Here is a 15,684-nt window from a genome sequence, read left to right as displayed (position 1 = left end):
AAGAGACACAGCTACACCTTCTTCAGCTCCGCCGACAGGTGGGACTGGAGGGGTTCGCCCATGGCGGCCATGTCGTAGGCCCACATCAGGTTGCCGTTGACCAGGCCGTAGAGGCGGTGGCCCGCGGTGTACTCCTTGGCGGTCGCGGTGCGGGCGACCACGTCGGTCTGCAACTCGATCTTGTGGAAGACGACCTCGCCGACGTAGATCTCCACGATGCCGGTCGGGTGCGACAGGCACACCTCAAGTCTGCGCTCGGGCAGGGCACGCCAGAAGCCGGTCTCCGTGCCCAGCGGCCGTACCTTGTTGCCTTCCTTGTCCAGCAGCCACGTCCGGCTCTCATAGGTCAGGAACGGCTTGCCGTTGTGACCGAAGACGATCTCCTGGCCGAAGTTGAAGCTCTCGATCGTCGGATATCCACCAACCCCGGCACCTTCCCACCGGCCCAGGAGAAAGGCGATCGGCTCAAGGGCGGAGTGCAGTTCGGGAACGTCCATGCATCCGAGCCTAGAGCCGCCCCGGTACGGCTCGCGCCCGCGACACCGGCCTCATAGGCTTCGGGGTATGGCACGATCACTGGTGATCAAGGTGACCGCCGGCGCGGACGCGCCCGAGCGATGCAACCAGGCGTTCACAGTCGCGGCGGCGGCACTGGCGAGCGGGGTCCCGGTCTCGCTCTGGCTGACGGGGGAGGCCTCGTGGTTCGCCCTCCCCGGACGCGCCAAGGAGTTCGCCCTTCCGCACGCCGCCCAGCTCGGCGACCTGGTCGACGTGGTCCTGGCGAGCGGCCGGATGACGCTGTGCACGCAGTGCGCGGCCAGGCGGAACATCACGGTCGACGACGTGATCGAGGGCGTGCGCATCGCGGGCGCCTCGACCTTCGTCGAGGAGGTGCTCGGCGAGGGGGTCCAGGCCCTCGTCTACTGACGGTCCTCACGCGTACGGCCCCGCCGCGAGGACGGGGCCGTACGTCACGTGCCGTTCAGCCGGGCAGTACGGCCGTCAGCCGCTCCCTGCGGAGCTGGTCGAACCAGGTGTCGTCGAGCGGCGGGAGCTGGAATCCGACGGCCCAGGTCAGCAGCAGGTCGGCCAGGCCGGGGTTGCGGGCCAGCGCGGGGCCGTGCAGGTAGGTTCCCACGACCTTGCCGACGTGGCAGCCCTCGGTTCCGTCGCCGTTTCCCGTGCCGACGGTCGTGCGGGCCAGTGGCCGTACGCCGGGGCCGAGGCGGGTGACACCCATGTGGTTCTCGAAGCCGGTCAGCGTCGGGATGCCGAGCACGGAGTCGGCCTCGCCCGCCAGTTCGCCGACGGCGCGGGCGGTGCCGCGTCCGCTGGAGATGTCGATCAGGCCGAGGCCGTCGACCGGCTGTCCCTCCTCGCCGCCGAACGTGGTGCCCATGATCTGGTAGCCGGCGCAGACGGCCAGCAGGCAGGCTCCGCGGGCGATGGCGCGGTGCAGCCCGCCGTCCCTGCGCAGCCGTTCGGCGGCCAGGATCTGCGGGCGGTCCTCGCCGCCGCCGATGAGGTAGATGTCGCCGCCCTCGGGCACCGGGTCGGCCGAGCGCACGTGGTAGGTCTCGACCGGGATGCCACGGCGCTGGGCGCGCTGTTCGAGGACCAGCACGTTGCCCTGGTCACCGTAGGTGCTCAGCAGGTCCGGGTAGATCCAGACGATTCGCAGGATGCTGTCAGACGGCACGACCGAACTCCGATCGGATCTGCTGGAAGGCGGTGTAGTTGGCGATCACGTCTACCTTGCCGGGCGGCTGGAGGGCCAGCGCCTCCTCGAAGGAGTTCGTCAGCTGGAACGGCACGCCCGCGATGTCCAGCCTGAGGGCCAGGTCGAGTCTGCGTTCCCCGGTGACGTAGACAGGGCCGCCGCGCAGCACGCGGTAGTCCACGTCCCACAGCCAGGAGGTGTCGCGGCCGTCGGGGCCCTGGGCGTTCACCGAGAGGATCACCGGCAGGGAGCGGTCCAGGACGTCGAACGCCTCAAGCCAGCCCGCCGGGTTCTTGGCCAGCAGCAGCCGGGCGTGCCTGCCGTCGCGCTGGACGACCGTGTAGCGGCCCGCGACGGAGGTGACCTCGCGCAGCCGGGGCAGCGCCCGCTGGATCGGAAGGCCGAAGGCCTCCGCGGTGGCCAGGGCGATCACGGCGTTGGCCCGGTTCGCCCGGCCGGGAAGCTGGATGTCCAGCACCCAGCGCTGCCCGCGCGGGTCGATCACCGCGTCGTCGTCGAGGAACCAGCTCGGCTGGGGGCGCCGGAAGGCGCACTCGCGGCAGGCCCAGTCGTTCTCGGCGGCACGGGAGACGATCCCGCCGTGGGCGGCGGCCGGGACGGGGCCGGGGGCCGCGCTGCCCGGCGGGACGTAGTCCATGCCCTTGCGGTCGAGCGGGCCGCCGCACTCGGGGCAGCACCAGGAGTCTTCCTTCCACGGCTGCCCCGCGGAGACCCAGGTCACGCCGGAAACGGTCGAGGCGCCCCAGGTCACCAGGGGGTCGTCGGCGTTGGCGATCACGTGGACCGGCCTGTTCGCCAGCGCCCGCCGCCACTTCTGGGCGAGCAGCCAGATCTCACCCGCCCGGTCCATCTGGTCGCGGCTGAGGTTCATCAGGACGACCACCCCGGCACCGGTGGTGTCGATCACCTCGGGGAGGTACTTCTCGTCGACCTCCAGGACGCCGTAGGGGGCGTGCTTGGCCGAGGACAGCGCCGAGACGTGCCCGGCGGGCATGTTGGCGCCGAAGGCGTTGGTCGCGACCTCGCCGAGCTCCTGCAGCGCCGAGGTGATCAGCCGGGTGGTGGTCGTCTTGCCGTTGGTCGCGCTGACCAGCGCGAGCTTGCGGTCCTGCGCGAGCTTGCGCAGCAGGTCGGGTTCCAGCGCCAGGCCGATCCGGCCGCCGATCACTGATCCGTCGCCTCTGCCCGTCGCCCTGGACAGGGTCGCGGCCGTCCGGCCGAGAGCGCTCGCGAGCTGCGCCCGCAGCGGAAGCTGAGTCATGCCGTCTCCTCGCGTAGCGACCCGTCGCAGGACGATCCGGCAGCCGGAAAGCCCGGGATAGCCGAATCGTTCATGCCGCCGATCCTAGCCGTGGTTGGGTGGCGGCACCGTCGTATCCCTATTCGAAGCAGGTGGTCGCCACCTGTCCGATATTACGGATTGACCTGGGGAAACCACCCTGGAGGCACCCCTGGAAACCTCCTGGGGAACGCGTTCCCCGTCACGGGCCGCATCACTCGCTGAAGGCCAGTTCCGCGCTCTCCGCCGAGGCCGCGTCGAAGGGCAGCACGAAGCGCCGTGGCCACGACAGCACGCTCTCCAACCATCCCGCCCCCATGGTCTGCGCCACATGGCGTAGCCGTTCGGCGGGGTCGATACCGATCGTCACGGTGAGGATGTCCCGTTCGACCCCTTCGTGCTCGTCGTCGCCGAGGATGACCCGCCAGGCCAGTGCCCTGTTGCGTTCGACCTCCATGGACAGCGGGTGGTGGCGCAGTGCCTTGGCCCGGTGGCCGAGCAGTTCGGTGCCGTTGTGCTGACGACTGAACAGGGCGTACTCCATGACCGGGGCGGCGCCGCGCGGGTTGGGGGCGGGCCGGCCGTACGGGAAGAGTTTGTCCACCTCGTGCAACCAGCGGACCTGCGGGATGACCCACGCGGGTCCGGGGCGTTCGCCGGGCTCCCTGTCGGGGCCGAGCAGCCGGGTGGCCGCCACCGCGACCTGCTCGGTCAGTTTCGCCGGGTCACCGATGGTCCGCAGCGACCAGGCCCTGCGCCCGACGCTGCGTTCGACGGCCGTGGCCAGCATGCACTCGCGTCTCCTGGGCGGTGGTTCGTCCCACATGTCGGCCAGGGCCCTGGGCACCCCGGGCGCGGGACGGTTGGCGCAGAAGGCCAGCACCAGCGTGTCGGTCCAGATCCGCAGCCAGGCCCATTCCGGGGCGTCGGCGAGCAGGTCGGCCTCGCGCAGTTCGACGAGGGTGCAGGCGCGTCCCGTCCTGCACTCCCTGCCGCAGGCGGCCGAGCGGCGCCCGCAGATCGGAGGCGTGACGTCGGGCAGCTGCCGTTCGCGGTCCTCCCCCAGCGGCACCTGCACGCGCAACGGCCGGTCCATCCCGTCGGCGAAGATCGCGGCGACGCCCGGCTGGAGTGAGACGACCTGCCTGGACTGTTCCTCGCTGAGGTTCATCGCGGCCCCGACGAGCTGGCGGTCGTCCTCGGCGGGCAGGCGGTGCACCACCTTCAGCGCGGTGTTCTTCACCACGTCGGAGACGAGTTTGGTGGGGATCTGCTCGGCGACCACGATGCCCTCGCCGTAGGCGCGGATCTCGGCGAGCATGCCCGCGAGCAGTTCGACGGCGTGGGTGCTGGCCCGTCCGGCGCCCCGGTCGCGCAGCAGCCGGTGCGCCTCCTCGATCACGATGACGTGCCGCAGACCGCCGCCGCGCTCCTTCCTGGCCCGCATCCGCAGGTGTTCGACGATCCGGATGATCAGCGTGCCCATCAGGAACGCCTTGTCCTCGTCGTTGGCCACGTCCTCGATGGCCAGCACCACGTTGCGCCGCAGCAGGTCGCCGATGTCGGCCGGATGACCGCCCTCGAAGAAGCGCCCTGCCGAGCCGACCCGCAACGACCGCAGCCGCAGGGAGATGAAGCCCTCGACGTCGGCCTGGACCTCCCTGCCGTAGCCGATCTCCTGGATCACGTCCATGGCGTGCTGCTGCAACTGCTCAAGGGTCGGTACGGCGGGCCGCACGGCCGCACCGGGGGCCGCCCACCCGGTGACCACGTCCCAGCCGTTGGTCTCGTAGACCCGCTGCAGCGCCAGCGACATGATCTGCGGGAACGGCTCCTCGGCGTCGAAGGCGGCCATGAACAGCGCACGGACCATGTCGATGTGCGCCTGCACGGGGTAGCCGGGTTCGGGGGCGAGCGGGTTGACGCTGAAGGGCACGCTGTCGGGCGCCGAGGGGTTGATCACGGTGACCGGGGCGAGGTGTTCGACCCGGCCGCCCATCGCGGCGTACTCGGACTTGGCGGGTTCGATGGCCAGCCAGGGGATGCCCTCCCCGGTGAGCTGTTCGAGCAGGTGCCTGACGGTCTGCGACTTGCCGGAACCGGTGGCGCCGGTGACGAAGGCGTGCCGGTTCAGGGTGGTCAGCGGCACCCGGAACGAGCCGACCGCCCTGTCCTGGCCGTCCAGGATCGCCCCGAGGCCGACGGTCGGCGCGCCGGGGGAGATGTCCGCCTCGCTGGTCACGTCGAAGAAGCCCGCGTCGAGCACCCTGACCCCCGGCACCTCCCTGCGCGGCAGCCCCGCCAGGGCGGCCAGCGCTCCCGCGGTGGCCGCGAACGGCGCCGCGGTGCCGTCGGCCGGGTCCTGCAGAGTGACCGAGAGCGCCTCGGCGAAGCCGTGCACGGGGCCGTCCAGGGCGCTGCGCAGCCGGTAGGGGTGGTGGCTCATCTCGGCGGACCCGACCAGCACCGGGGCGATCTGGCGCAGTTCCTCGGGTCCGGAGGCCCCGGCGAGCACCCGCACGCTCCACAGCCCGGCCTCGCGGAAGGCGTCCAGCTCCTGCATGCGCCGTTCGGCGCGTTCGGCGTCGTAGCGGGAGCGTTCCGAGGCGTCGCCGTACTGCCTGAGCACGTTGAGCTGGGTGCGCAGGTGGGCCACCTCGGTGTCCAGCAGGTCGGTCCGCTCGGCGACGACCAGCCAGGCGAAGGGCCGGGACATGAGCGTGACCAGCGTCGACTCGAAGAGCGTGGGCCGTTTGACCTCGTCGGCGTCCGGTTCGCGGCGTCCGCCGAGCGGTGGGGCCTGGCGGCCGGGACAGACGGTCCAGGCCAGGTCCGACAGGTCGCTCAGCCACTCGTCGCCGATGCGCACTCCTCGCGCGCCGCTGGGGAACAGCAGCGGCTCCGGGCCCGCCGGGGCCTGGTCGGGCTCGGTGACGGCCCTGCGGGGCGATCTGGGCGGGTTGAGCGGCCCCGCGTTGGTGATGAGTTCGAGCGGGGCGCCCGCTCCCCGGGAGAGCCACCCGACCACGAAGGGCCGGTTGCGCTGCGCCGCCGACAGTACGGCGGGCAGCACGGTGACGAAGTCCCACTCCGCCGACGAACTACGGGAGGGGGCCGTGATGGCCTGAATCCGGTACCAGGGACCGGCCAGCTGGCTGGGGGGACGGGACACACTCGGTTGCATTTGTTCTCCACCCGGGGGACCCGGCCTCAGGCCGGAGGGGTCGGCGCTTCACGGATCGCTCCGCCGTACGGCACGGCGAACCCGGGGCCGGGGGCACCCCGGCAACCAAGGTCGGCCCTCCCCGGGTGATCACACCTCCGCATTGACCAGGTCGTTACCGCGAGGGGACGGTTCATTGCCGCCTACGCCAGTCGAGCCTCGCCGGAGGCGGCCCGAGGTTGGGTGGGGCGCTCTCGAAGGGGGTCGGCTCGTGGCGCCGTGTCTCCTCGGCGCGTTCCAGCACCGCCTCCTTGATCTCGTCGAACTCCCCGAGGGTGGTCTTGGGGAAGGTGAGGATGGCCGGGTTGGCGTCGGCGAGACGGACCCTGCGGCCATGGGCGGTGGCGTCGGTGACGATGACCGACGTGGTGGGAAGCTGCTGGAGCTGGTGGGGTTCGACGAGGAACTCCCGCGAGCGGTGCAGGACCCGTTCGGTCTCCCCCATGGCCTTGCTCGCCTGACGGCCCCACTCCGTCGAGGAGGTTATGTCCTCCTTGAGATCGGTGCCCCTGACGTCGCGGTCGTCCTCGCCCGCGTCGGGGTGGCCGACGGTCGAGACGTAACCGCCGTCGAGCCCGGCGCCCGCGGCGCTGATCGTCTCGGTGAGCTGGGCGATTTCGAGGCGGTGCTCGGTGCCGACGTGCTCGCTGGCGATCCTGGCGTCCTCGGCGTTGCCCAGGCGCATGAACGCCACCGCGGCGTGACCCCGCCCGAGGCGCTCCCGCACGGTCGGGGTGAGCGCGCGGTAGGTGAGCACCAGGCCGGTCCGCGAGGTCTCACAGGCGTCCATCAGCCGGTCGAGCACGTCACCGCGGAGCTTGTCCGCCCCGGCGACGATGATCGTGTGGTACCACGGCCGTTCCGAGGCGGGTGACTGGCGCAGGATGTGGGTGAGCGCGGTGGCGACGTAGGTGCCCAGGACCCGGTTGCCGAGCACGCCGGCCTGCCGGTCCATGGAGACCACCCGCAACCGCGCGGGCGGCAGCCGTACGGCCTCCGAGCCGAGCGTCTCCAGCTTGCGCAGCTGTGATTCGAGGGCCCAGGCGCGCTCGATCACCACCCGGTCGCTGACGCCGCGGCCGAACAGCGTGCCGATGCGTTCGAGCTGGGTCGCGGTGATCAGGCCGGTCAGGAGGTCCTCACGCGGGTCGCCGACCTGGGCCAGGGCGCGCAGGGCCGCGGTGACCTGGTTGATCGTGGCGTTCTCGCCGAGGACCTCAAGGACACGCTCCAGGATCGCGTTGTCGAACGACAGGTCCCTCGGGTGCTCCTCGCTGACGCTCACCACGTGGGCGAGCACGTCGGCGAAGGCCTCTGGCGGCAGCGTCGCGCCCAGGTCGAGCCGGGGCAGGTCGCCGGGCAGCACCCACACCAGCGGATCGTCGCCGCCCCTGCGCGCCAGCTCTATCAGGTCCTTGGCGATCGCGCCCTCGGACAGGTCGAGCACGGTCAGGTGGCCGCCGCTGTACAGACGGGTCGCCCCGAGCAGGGTGATCAACGCCGACCAGCCGGGCAGCGTGCCGCCCGCGACGTCGATGCGGTCGATCTCGTCGGGCACGGTCACGGCGTACCAGGTGAGCTGGCGATCGTGGAGTTCCTTGCGCTCGGCCCACTCCCGGTAGCGCACGGCGTGCTCCTCCTGGGCCTGGAACAGCTCCCTGTCACGTTCCTCGCGCTGCCGGTCGCCGACCGCCTGACGCTCGCGGATCCGGTGCTTGACCGCCCGGTTCCCCTGGCGGATCGCATAGCTGCAGAAGACCGCGATCCCACCGGAGGCCACCAGCCCGGCCGCCGCGAAGGACCAGCGCAGCAACTCGGTGACGCCCAGGACGAGGATCAGCACCGCGAGCGCGGTCATGAACACCCTGAAGACCTTCATCGGGCGGGTCATCAGGGCCTCGTTGAGGCGCTCCCTGCGCATCCACTCGGCGTCGGCCCTGTCGTTGGTCACGGGCCCGCCGTCCGCCGGGGAGGGCCGCCTGGGAGCCGGACCCGGATCAGGGTGCAGCAGGGCGTACTGCCAGCCCAGGTAGATCCGGTCCGCCTGGAGCTGCGCATGCTCGGGATGCACGTCCGCCACGGAACCTCCGCCATTGGGCTCTCGCCGCCTCGGAGACAGCGTAAGAGTTGGACCTCCGATTCGGGCAGCGTTCCCGTCAATCTGCTGCATTTTCCCCATGTTCATCGCCGCTTAAGGGATGAATGAGTCGGATGGGGTGAAGGTAAGCGATTACCATCCTTTGTCATGACGTCTCCCTCCGGTGGCGAAAGCACGCGACGGCGCCCGGTCGCGGTCCCGGTAGCCGCTCTGGTGGTGGCCACCGGTCTGGGAGTCACCGCGGCCTTCGGTGGACTCGCCGAGGCTCCCAAAGAGCCTCCCAAACAGCTCGGCCCCGGCGCGACCGTCGACCAGGGTGAGTTCACGACCACCTTCGTCGAATCGCGCACCGCCTTCCAACCTGACGAGTACGGCGGGGAGGGCAAGCGCTTCCTTGAAGTCGTGATGAAGGTCACCAACAAGGGCGAGAAGACCACCACGGTCGGCTCCCCCTGGTCCGGCACCCAGCGGGGCCTGCTGTTCGGCGCGGGCCTGCTCAAGGTGACCCCCGAACTCAAGACCCCGTACGGCCCGCTGACCTCCGTCGCCGCCGAGGGCGTCCCGAGCCAGCAGCTCCACCCGGGCGTCCCCTCGACCGTGGTGATCAAGTACCAGCTGACCGACGGCCAGCGTGCCCCCCAGCAGGTGAAACTGGACGTGGGCACCTTCGAGTTCAACGAGGGCTTCAGCCACGAGCTCGGCTGGGTGCTCGTCAGCGAGGACCCCAAAGGACCGCCGACCGTCGCCGCGCAGGTCACCCTCCCGGTCCAGCGTAAGGAAGGCGTCTGATGGGAACCGTCGCCCCCGAACGCGCGGGCGCGCCCACCCGTGGACGCCGCCGTGCCCCCTCCCAGCCGAACAGGTGGCACAGGCCGGTCGGGCTGCTCGTCGGGATCGCCTTCGCCGCGGCGGCGGTGTGGGCGCAGACCTTCGCCTACACGCGCGACGACCGTGGCGGCCCGCTCACCTGGACCGGCGGCGTCGGTGACGAGGTACGGGCCTCACGTGTCTGGGTCCAGGCCAGGGCGGTGCACGCGGCCAAGACGATCGAGGCGCCGGGACTGGGCGGCAAGACGGCGATCGCGAAGACCACCGGGATCTTCCTCGTGGTCGACCTGGCGGCCCAGGCGACCAGGGAGCCTCAGAAGATCGTCTCGCTGGAGATCCTCACGGCGGACGGCAAGCGTTACACCTCGACCGACCGGGTGCCCGAGACCCAGACCATCAAGCAGTTCTTCGTCCAGCCCGGCTGGTGGGCCACCGGACCCGCCGTCTTCGAACTGCCCGTCTCCGAACTGGCCGGAGCCCGTATCGTGGTCAGCTCCGTGCGCGGGTTCATCGTCGAGCCGTCCCTGCCCGAGGTGGAGATCGACCTCGGCCTGGACGAGGCGGGCGCGGCCCGGCTGGTATCCGAAGCCAAGGACGTCTACTCGTTGGGGAACAAGAAGTGACGGGCACGCCGCATCCCGGAGACGAAACCACGCCCGGTTGGTCCTCTCCGGTGGAGCCCGGCCGGCCCGCTCCGGAGGAGGAGCCCCACGCCCTCCCCCCGTACGGCCTGCCCACCCCGCCCCCGGCCTCCCCGCAGGACGCCCCCGGGCAGGACTTCTTCCGCCCCAGCGCCCCCCACCAGAACCTCCCCAGGCCTGATGCCTCCCACCAGGGCTTCCCAGGACCGGACGCCTCCCGTCAGGACTTCCCCGGACCAGACGTCTCCGGACAGGGCCTTCCCAGACCGGAGACCGTCCACCAGGACTTCCCCAGACCAGACGTCTCCGGGCAAGGCCTTCCCAGGCCGGACCAGGGCTTCCCGGGACCGGACGTCTCCCGTCAGAATTTCCCCGGGCCAGGCGTCTCCGGACAGGGCCTTCCCGGGCAGGAGGCCGTCCATCAGGGCTTCCCCTGGCCCGACTCCCCTCACCCGATCCCCCCAAGGCCGGATATATCCGGACGGGACTCCTTCTTCCAGGACGCCCCCCGTCAGGACTCTCCCCGCCAGGACGCCTCTCCGCAGGACGCCCCCCGTCAGGACTCTCCCTGGCAGGGCGTTTCCCCGCAGAACCCTCCGGCTCCCCCATCGGGCGCCCCGTGGCCTTCCCAGGGAGCTCAGGGAACCTGGCCCCAGCCGCCCGCCGCCCCCGGCGTGCCTTCCCCGGCCATGCCCTCCACCCCGGCGCCCTCCCCCTCGGCTGTGCCCGCCCCACCGCAGGCCCAGCCCACCCCGGTCCATACAGGCGCGGCTCACCCAACCCCGCCCCAGGCCTTCCCGCCCCACCCCGGCCCGGCCCGGCCCATGTCGGCCCACTCCGGCCCTGGGCAACCCGGCCCTGGGCAACCCGGCCCGTCTCACTCCGATCCTCGGCCCGGCTCGCACCGCGGGCCCCAGCCCGAGTCACCCCAGCCCGGCCCAAACCCCGGCCCGCCCCTCCCCGGCCCGGCTCACCCCGGCCCTCAGGCCAGTCCGCCTCAGTCCGGTCCTCAGGCAGGTCCGCCTCAGTCCGGCCCAGCTCACCCCGGTCCTCACCCTGGCCCGCGCTCCGGTTCTCAGGCCGGTCCGGCCCAGCCCGGCCCGCCTCACCCCGGTCAGGCGCCGGCCGCCCCAGCGCAGCCCGTACGGGCTCCCCAGGCACAGCCCCCGGTGGGCCCCTCCTGGTTCGCCTCCGACCGTGGCACCTTCCCCGACCAGCAGGTCTGGCCCCCGACGGTCCGTGAGGAGCACGCCGGGATCTCGACGCAGCCCTTCCCCGCCGTCCCCGCCGCCCCGCTGCCGCCCAGGCAGCCCGTACCCGCCATGCAGCCCCTGGGGATGACCCAGGAGTCCCCTGCTCCCACTGCCGGTGTCCCCGCGGCCGCCCCGGCCGCCCCGGTCGCCGACGACGCCGAGCCTGACGGGGCCGCCGGACCCGCCGACCCGGCACCGGCCAAGCCGGGCCGTACGGCGTTGCGGGCGGTCGGCGCGGTGCTGGCCCTGGCGGTCGCCATCGCCGTTCCCACCATGGACGGTTACACGACCTACCGTGAGGCACGCCCCCCGGACAAGATCCACACCTTCGCCGCCGGTCAGACCGCGTCGTTCAAGCATGTGTCCTGGCAGGTGAACGTGGAGGTCGTCGACAGCATCCCCAACACCCGCCCGACCCCGCCCGACCGTCAGTGGCTGAAGATCAGGATCACCCGGATCGCCCTGGATCAGGAGGGGATCATCCGCCGGGTTCCCCCCGAGGTCGAGGTACGGGCCGCCGACGGGCGTGTCTGGAAGGTGGAGCCCCTCGACGACGACCTGCCCCTGGATGCCAAGGACTACAGGGTCGGCGCGCCGTACCACTACAACATGGTCGGCGTGGTGCCCAGGGCTCTCTCCTCCCAGGTGGAGGTCTACCTGCGTCCCAGCCCGGCGCGGATCATCGAGAACGAGTCCGTGGAGGACATGTTCAAACGGTCCGCGAAGGAGGAGGAGCTGAAGGACAACGTGCTGCGCTTCAGGCGCTGATCACCTCTCCGGCCTCGCGGCTACGCGTGGCGGCGATGTCGAACGTGGCCGCCAGCAGGCAGATGGTCAGCACCTTGACGAGGAGTTCCCTGATCACCCCGGCGGGGTTGCCGAAGAGCACCCAGCTGAAGGGCTCCTCGTTGCCGATCAGCATCCGTATCCCCTGGTCGGCGTAGTCGGTGCCCACCCGGATCAGCACGTAGCACAGGCAGAACAGCCCGAACAGGGCCGCCCCTCCCCGTACGGCCAGCCGGAAGGCGTTGGCGGGTGGGACCCAGCGCTCCTGGAACCCGGTCGTGGCCCGGGTCATGGTCGAGCGGGTGAGCGTGTGGGTCTGCTCCATCCGGTCGGCCACGGTGTCCAGCCTGGTCCCCCGTACGACCGCGCGGGTGTCCTCGGCGAACGCGCCGTAGACGAGAGAGGCGACCGTCAGCCAGGTCAGGGGTTCGACCAGCGCGGAGACCACGTACGGCCACGCCTCCCCGATGGCGCCGGTCACCTCCTTCCACCCGGGGATGTCGCTCCGGGCCTGCTCGGCCCAGCCGTTCAGGGTGGCCACCGCGACCCGGCCGGACAACCAGTCGGAACGCGCGGAGACGAGGGTGAACATCGCGTTGATGCTGTAGAAGGCGAAGGCCAGCTCGAAGAAGGCGGCCATGATGCCGCTGCCCCTGACCTTGTCGTTGGCGTGCCACCAGCCGAAGAGCGCCTTGAGCCCGTAGGCCACGACCGCGATGCCGAGCGAGATCCGGACGTCCAGGCCGACCAGGCCGGTGCCCGTGGTGATGGTCTCACCGGCGAAGCTCCGCGCCAGGTCCTCCCCGACGTTGTGGGTGATGTCGAGGGCGACGAAGTCCCTGGCGTCCTCGACGTGGAAGCTCCAGGCCATGTAGATGGTGGCGAAGACCAGCGTGGCCCGGTTGAGCGCGCCGAACAGGTTCTCCTCGGCCTCCTCCCCCGCCCGCCGTACCTGGATCTCCCTGAGCGCGCCACGCACGGAGTAGAGCATGCCGACGGTGATGACGAGTTCGTTCATCACGATCAACGTGAAGATCAGCATCGTGACGACGAGCCGGACCTGCCGGTAGTCGCCGTGCGACAACTCGGTGCCCGCCCACAGCAGGCCCGCGCGGATCGCCCGTCCTGCGGAGAACCAGAGCACCAGTGAGATCCCGCATGCGCCCAGGATTCTCAGGGTGTGCAGGGGCAGGGAGTACGCCGTGAGCGCGCTCGGCCCGCGGCCCGCGGCTCTCGATGGTGGTAGCGGCGGGGACATAGCAGGCGTTCCGGACACCCCAGGATCCTAGCGGCCCGCACGGACGGGAACGCGAGAACGCCCCTCCCCAGGGAAAGCCCTCCCGGGAATCACGGATCGGCGGCTCGAATTTCCCCTCGGACCCGACAGGCGCTCCGCAGGGCGGTCAATCCGTCGGCCGTCCCATCGCCGCCGACGAGCGGATCGGCGAATCCAGGACCGTCAGGACTTTCCTTTCCCGCATTCGGGGCTCATGCCTTGAGAACGGCCTCGGCGGAGATTCCCCCTGCCGGTGAGCCCAACGATCTGCCAGGCAGGACACCGTTCACCGGCGATCCGCGAAAACACGTCGCGCGAACCCTTGATCCGTTCGACAGAACCCTTTCGAAACAATCATGCGATTCCGGCGCCGTACAGGCCTTCCTGAGGCCGTTGAATAAACCGCGGGGCCCGTTTGTTTGAGCGGCTATGAAGCGCATCGAAGTCTGGGCGGACATGGTCTGCACCTGGGCCCACGTCGGCAGGCAGCGCCTGGTGAGTGCGGGGTTCGGCGAGGACGTCGAGGTCGTCTGGCGTCCCTACCAGCTCGACCCGACGGCCCCGGGGCCCCAGGCCGAGGCTCCGCGCGATCCGGCCGTCCCCACGGGAGAAGCCCCGAAGGGCCCGATCTGGGGCGCCGTCCCGCAGCCCAACACCTTCGACGCCCACCGGGTGATCGCCGTCGCCTACGAACGCGGCGGCTCCGCCCTGCAGGGCGCCGTCGTCGAGCGGATTCTGCGCGCCCACTTCACCGACGGTTCGGACATCGGCGACCGCGCCGTCCTGGCCGATCTGGCCGCCGAGGCGGGTCTGGACGGCGTGGCCGAGGCGCTCGCCACCGGAGAGGGCACCGAGCAGGTCCGCTACCAGCTCCTGCGCGGCAAGGCCATCGGCATCGGCACCTCACCGACCTTCGTCGTCGGCGACCAGGCCGTCGCGGGCGCCCAGTCGCCGGAGGTCCTGCGCGACCTGGTACGGCACGCCGCCCCCGGCCGTGATCTCCCCGAGGAGGTCACGCGCCTGCGCCACGCGGAGTCCCTGCTCGACGCCCGTGACCCGCTCGGCGCGCTGGAGATGCTGCGTCCGCTGCTCGAAGACCACGGCGACGATCCGGCGGTCGGGCTGCTGGCCGCCCGCGCCTACTTCGGCTCGGCGCAACTCGGCCGGGCGCTGCGGACGCTTGAGCCGCTGGTCGAGCGCGCTCCCGGCGACCACTACGCCAGGTTCCTGCTCGGCCGGACCCTCGAACGGTCCAACCGCCCCGACGAGGCCCTGCCCCACCTGCGCCTGGCCGCGGCCATGTCCTCCGACCCCGCCTACGCCGACGCGGTCCGCAGGGTCGAACGACGCGGAGCCGCGTAGAACGCGAGAAGCCGGCGCCCCTGGTGGGGCACCGGCTTCTCGGTGATCAGGTCTGGTCAGACAGCCACGGCGAGCTGCGTGACCTCACCCAGGCGGGCCTGGGCGGGGATGTCCTTGGTGACGCCACCACCCGCGATGATGCGGACGGTCCACTCACCGGGGGCGGCGAAGAAGCGGAAGATGCCCTCTTCGGACACCACAACCTCACCGGTGAACTCGCCGGAGTGGTCGAGCAGGCGGGCGTAGGCCGTGCCCGTGCCCGAGACCACTCCCTGGATGACGGCCTGGGTCGAAAGGTCGATCCCGGCCGGAAGGGCGATCGTCTGTTCCGGAGCAGCGCATCCCTGAGTCATTATCGAGCCTCTCCCAGTTCGATCGGCACGCCCACGAGCGAGCCGTACTCTGTCCACGAACCGTCGTAGTTCTTGACGCTGGCCTGACCGAGCAGCTCGTGCAGGACGAACCAGGTGTGGGCCGAGCGCTCGCCGATACGGCAGTAGGCGATGGTGTCCTTGGCGAAGTCGACGCCCTCGGCCTCGTAGAGGGCCTTCAGCTCCTCGTCGGACTTGAAGGTGCCGTCGTCGTTGGCCGCCTTGGACCACGGGATGTTGCGGGCGGTCGGCACGTGGCCGGCGCGCTGGGCCTGCTCCTGCGGAAGGTGCGCGGGGGCGAGCAGCTTGCCGGTGAACTCGTCGGGCGAGCGCACGTCGACCAGGTTGAGCTTGCCGATCGCGGCGACGACGTCGTCACGGAAGGCGCGGATGGTCAGGTCCTGCTCCGTGGCCTGGTAGTTCGTGGCCGGACGGTTGGGGACGTCCTTGACCAGCTCGCGGGAGTCGAGCTCCCACTTCTTACGGCCACCGTCGAGCAGCTTGACGTTCTCGTGGCCGTAGAGCTTGAAGTACCAGTAGGCGTAGGACGCGAACCAGTTGTTGTTGCCACCGTAGAGAACCACGGTGTCGTCGTTGGCGATGCCCCGGGAGGAGAGCAGCGCCTGGAAGCCCTCGCGGTCCACGAAGTCGCGACGGACGGGGTCCTGAAGGTCCTGCCTCCAGTCGACCTTCACGGCGCCACGGATGTGGCCCTTGTCATAGGCGCTGGCGTCTTCGTCGACCTCGACGAGGACGACGCCCTCGGTGTCGAGGTTGGCCTCGACCCAGTCAGCGTCCACCAGGACGGCGGAGCGGCTCATCGGAA

General features: G+C 71.0%; 13 protein-coding genes. 5 read left to right on the top strand and 8 right to left on the bottom strand.

Annotation, left to right across the window (positions count from 1 at the left end; all coding sequences use genetic code 11):
• Positions 1-11 precede the first annotated feature (11 nt).
• Entirely contained in the window at positions 12-497 is a 486-nt protein-coding gene (locus ABT340_RS32170; protein WP_352014631.1) for a heme-binding beta-barrel domain-containing protein, read from the bottom strand.
• Positions 498-564: 67 nt separating this feature from the next.
• On the opposite strand from ABT340_RS32170, the gene ABT340_RS32165 reads away from it, so the two are divergent.
• Positions 565-927 carry a DsrE family protein gene (locus ABT340_RS32165; RefSeq protein WP_352014630.1) on the top strand — a complete coding sequence of 121 codons (363 nt, stop codon included), beginning with the start codon at positions 565-567 and terminating at the stop codon, positions 925-927.
• Between the two features lie 55 nt (positions 928-982).
• On the opposite strand, the gene ABT340_RS32160 is transcribed toward ABT340_RS32165, so the two are convergent.
• From ABT340_RS32160 to ABT340_RS32145, 4 genes are all read right to left on the bottom strand, one after another.
• Positions 983-1,699, bottom strand: coding sequence for a type 1 glutamine amidotransferase (locus tag ABT340_RS32160; protein ID WP_352014629.1), 717 nt, complete (start codon positions 1,697-1,699; stop codon positions 983-985).
• Positions 1,689-3,002 carry a MurT ligase domain-containing protein gene (locus ABT340_RS32155; RefSeq protein ID WP_352014628.1) on the bottom strand — a complete coding sequence of 438 codons (1,314 nt, stop codon included), beginning with the start codon at positions 3,000-3,002 and terminating at the stop codon, positions 1,689-1,691. Before ABT340_RS32155 ends, ABT340_RS32160 begins: the two co-directional genes overlap by 11 nt.
• A 232-nt stretch (positions 3,003-3,234) precedes the next feature.
• A complete protein-coding gene (locus tag ABT340_RS32150; protein WP_352014627.1) occupies positions 3,235-6,204 on the bottom strand; it encodes an ATP-binding protein in 2,970 nt (989 codons plus the stop codon).
• Positions 6,205-6,376: 172 nt separating this feature from the next.
• Positions 6,377-8,323: a hypothetical protein gene (locus ABT340_RS32145; protein WP_352014626.1), complete on the bottom strand. Its 1,947-nt coding sequence runs from the start codon at positions 8,321-8,323 to the stop codon at positions 6,377-6,379.
• A gap of 165 nt (positions 8,324-8,488) precedes the next feature.
• Between ABT340_RS32145 and ABT340_RS32140 the strand changes: the two genes are divergently transcribed.
• The 3 genes from ABT340_RS32140 to ABT340_RS32130 all read left to right on the top strand — a co-directional run bounded on the left by ABT340_RS32140 (position 8,489) and on the right by ABT340_RS32130 (position 11,831).
• The gene (locus ABT340_RS32140; RefSeq protein ID WP_352014625.1) at positions 8,489-9,130 is read left to right on the top strand and encodes a hypothetical protein; all 642 of its coding nucleotides are present in this window, start codon (positions 8,489-8,491) and stop codon (positions 9,128-9,130) included.
• On the top strand, positions 9,130-9,792 hold the full coding sequence (locus ABT340_RS32135) for a hypothetical protein (protein WP_352014624.1): 663 nt from the start codon (positions 9,130-9,132) through the stop codon (positions 9,790-9,792). The genes ABT340_RS32140 and ABT340_RS32135 overlap by 1 nt, the downstream gene beginning before the upstream one ends.
• Positions 9,793-10,979: 1,187 nt before the next feature.
• Complete coding sequence (locus ABT340_RS32130; protein WP_352014623.1) at positions 10,980-11,831, top strand: hypothetical protein; 852 nt, start codon at positions 10,980-10,982, stop codon at positions 11,829-11,831.
• Here the strand turns inward: ABT340_RS32130 and ABT340_RS32125 are convergent.
• Positions 11,821-12,993, bottom strand: a complete 1,173-nt coding sequence (locus ABT340_RS32125; RefSeq protein WP_352014622.1) for a hypothetical protein — start codon at positions 12,991-12,993, stop codon at positions 11,821-11,823. The two genes, ABT340_RS32130 and ABT340_RS32125, sit on opposite strands and share 11 nt — an antisense overlap.
• A gap of 561 nt (positions 12,994-13,554) precedes the next feature.
• On the opposite strand from ABT340_RS32125, the gene ABT340_RS32120 reads away from it, so the two are divergent.
• Entirely contained in the window at positions 13,555-14,487 is a 933-nt protein-coding gene (locus tag ABT340_RS32120) for a DsbA family protein (protein WP_352014621.1), read from the top strand.
• 56 nt (positions 14,488-14,543) lie between these two features.
• Here ABT340_RS32120 and ABT340_RS32115 read toward each other — a convergent pair whose 3' ends face one another.
• Both ABT340_RS32115 and ABT340_RS32110 read right to left on the bottom strand, forming a co-directional pair.
• Entirely contained in the window at positions 14,544-14,840 is a 297-nt protein-coding gene (locus tag ABT340_RS32115; protein ID WP_352014620.1) for a DUF1416 domain-containing protein, read from the bottom strand.
• Positions 14,840-15,679: a sulfurtransferase gene (locus ABT340_RS32110; protein ID WP_352014619.1), complete on the bottom strand. Its 840-nt coding sequence runs from the start codon at positions 15,677-15,679 to the stop codon at positions 14,840-14,842. The genes ABT340_RS32115 and ABT340_RS32110 overlap by 1 nt, the downstream gene beginning before the upstream one ends.
• Between the last annotated feature and the right edge of the window lie 5 nt (positions 15,680-15,684).

The organism is Streptosporangium sp. NPDC000239 (genome assembly GCF_040300765.1).
Taxonomy (GTDB): domain Bacteria; phylum Actinomycetota; class Actinomycetes; order Streptosporangiales; family Streptosporangiaceae; genus Streptosporangium.
This window is presented reverse-complemented; position numbering and strand designations above follow the sequence as displayed.

Excerpts from the sequence above, each read along its gene's own strand:
- ABT340_RS32170 (WP_352014631.1), bottom strand. The coding sequence starts at position 497 with ATGGACGTTCCCGAACTGCACTCCGCCCTTGAGCCGATCGCCTTTCTC.
- ABT340_RS32165 (WP_352014630.1), top strand. The coding sequence starts at position 565 with ATGGCACGATCACTGGTGATCAAGGTGACCGCCGGCGCGGACGCGCCC.
- ABT340_RS32155 (WP_352014628.1), bottom strand. The coding sequence starts at position 3,002 with ATGACTCAGCTTCCGCTGCGGGCGCAGCTCGCGAGCGCTCTCGGCCGG.
- ABT340_RS32150 (WP_352014627.1), bottom strand. The coding sequence starts at position 6,204 with ATGCAACCGAGTGTGTCCCGTCCCCCCAGCCAGCTGGCCGGTCCCTGG.
- ABT340_RS32140 (WP_352014625.1), top strand. The coding sequence starts at position 8,489 with ATGACGTCTCCCTCCGGTGGCGAAAGCACGCGACGGCGCCCGGTCGCG.
- ABT340_RS32135 (WP_352014624.1), top strand. The coding sequence starts at position 9,130 with ATGGGAACCGTCGCCCCCGAACGCGCGGGCGCGCCCACCCGTGGACGC.
- ABT340_RS32120 (WP_352014621.1), top strand. The coding sequence starts at position 13,555 with ATGAAGCGCATCGAAGTCTGGGCGGACATGGTCTGCACCTGGGCCCAC.
- ABT340_RS32115 (WP_352014620.1), bottom strand. The coding sequence starts at position 14,840 with ATGACTCAGGGATGCGCTGCTCCGGAACAGACGATCGCCCTTCCGGCC.
- ABT340_RS32110 (WP_352014619.1), bottom strand. The coding sequence starts at position 15,679 with ATGAGCCGCTCCGCCGTCCTGGTGGACGCTGACTGGGTCGAGGCCAAC.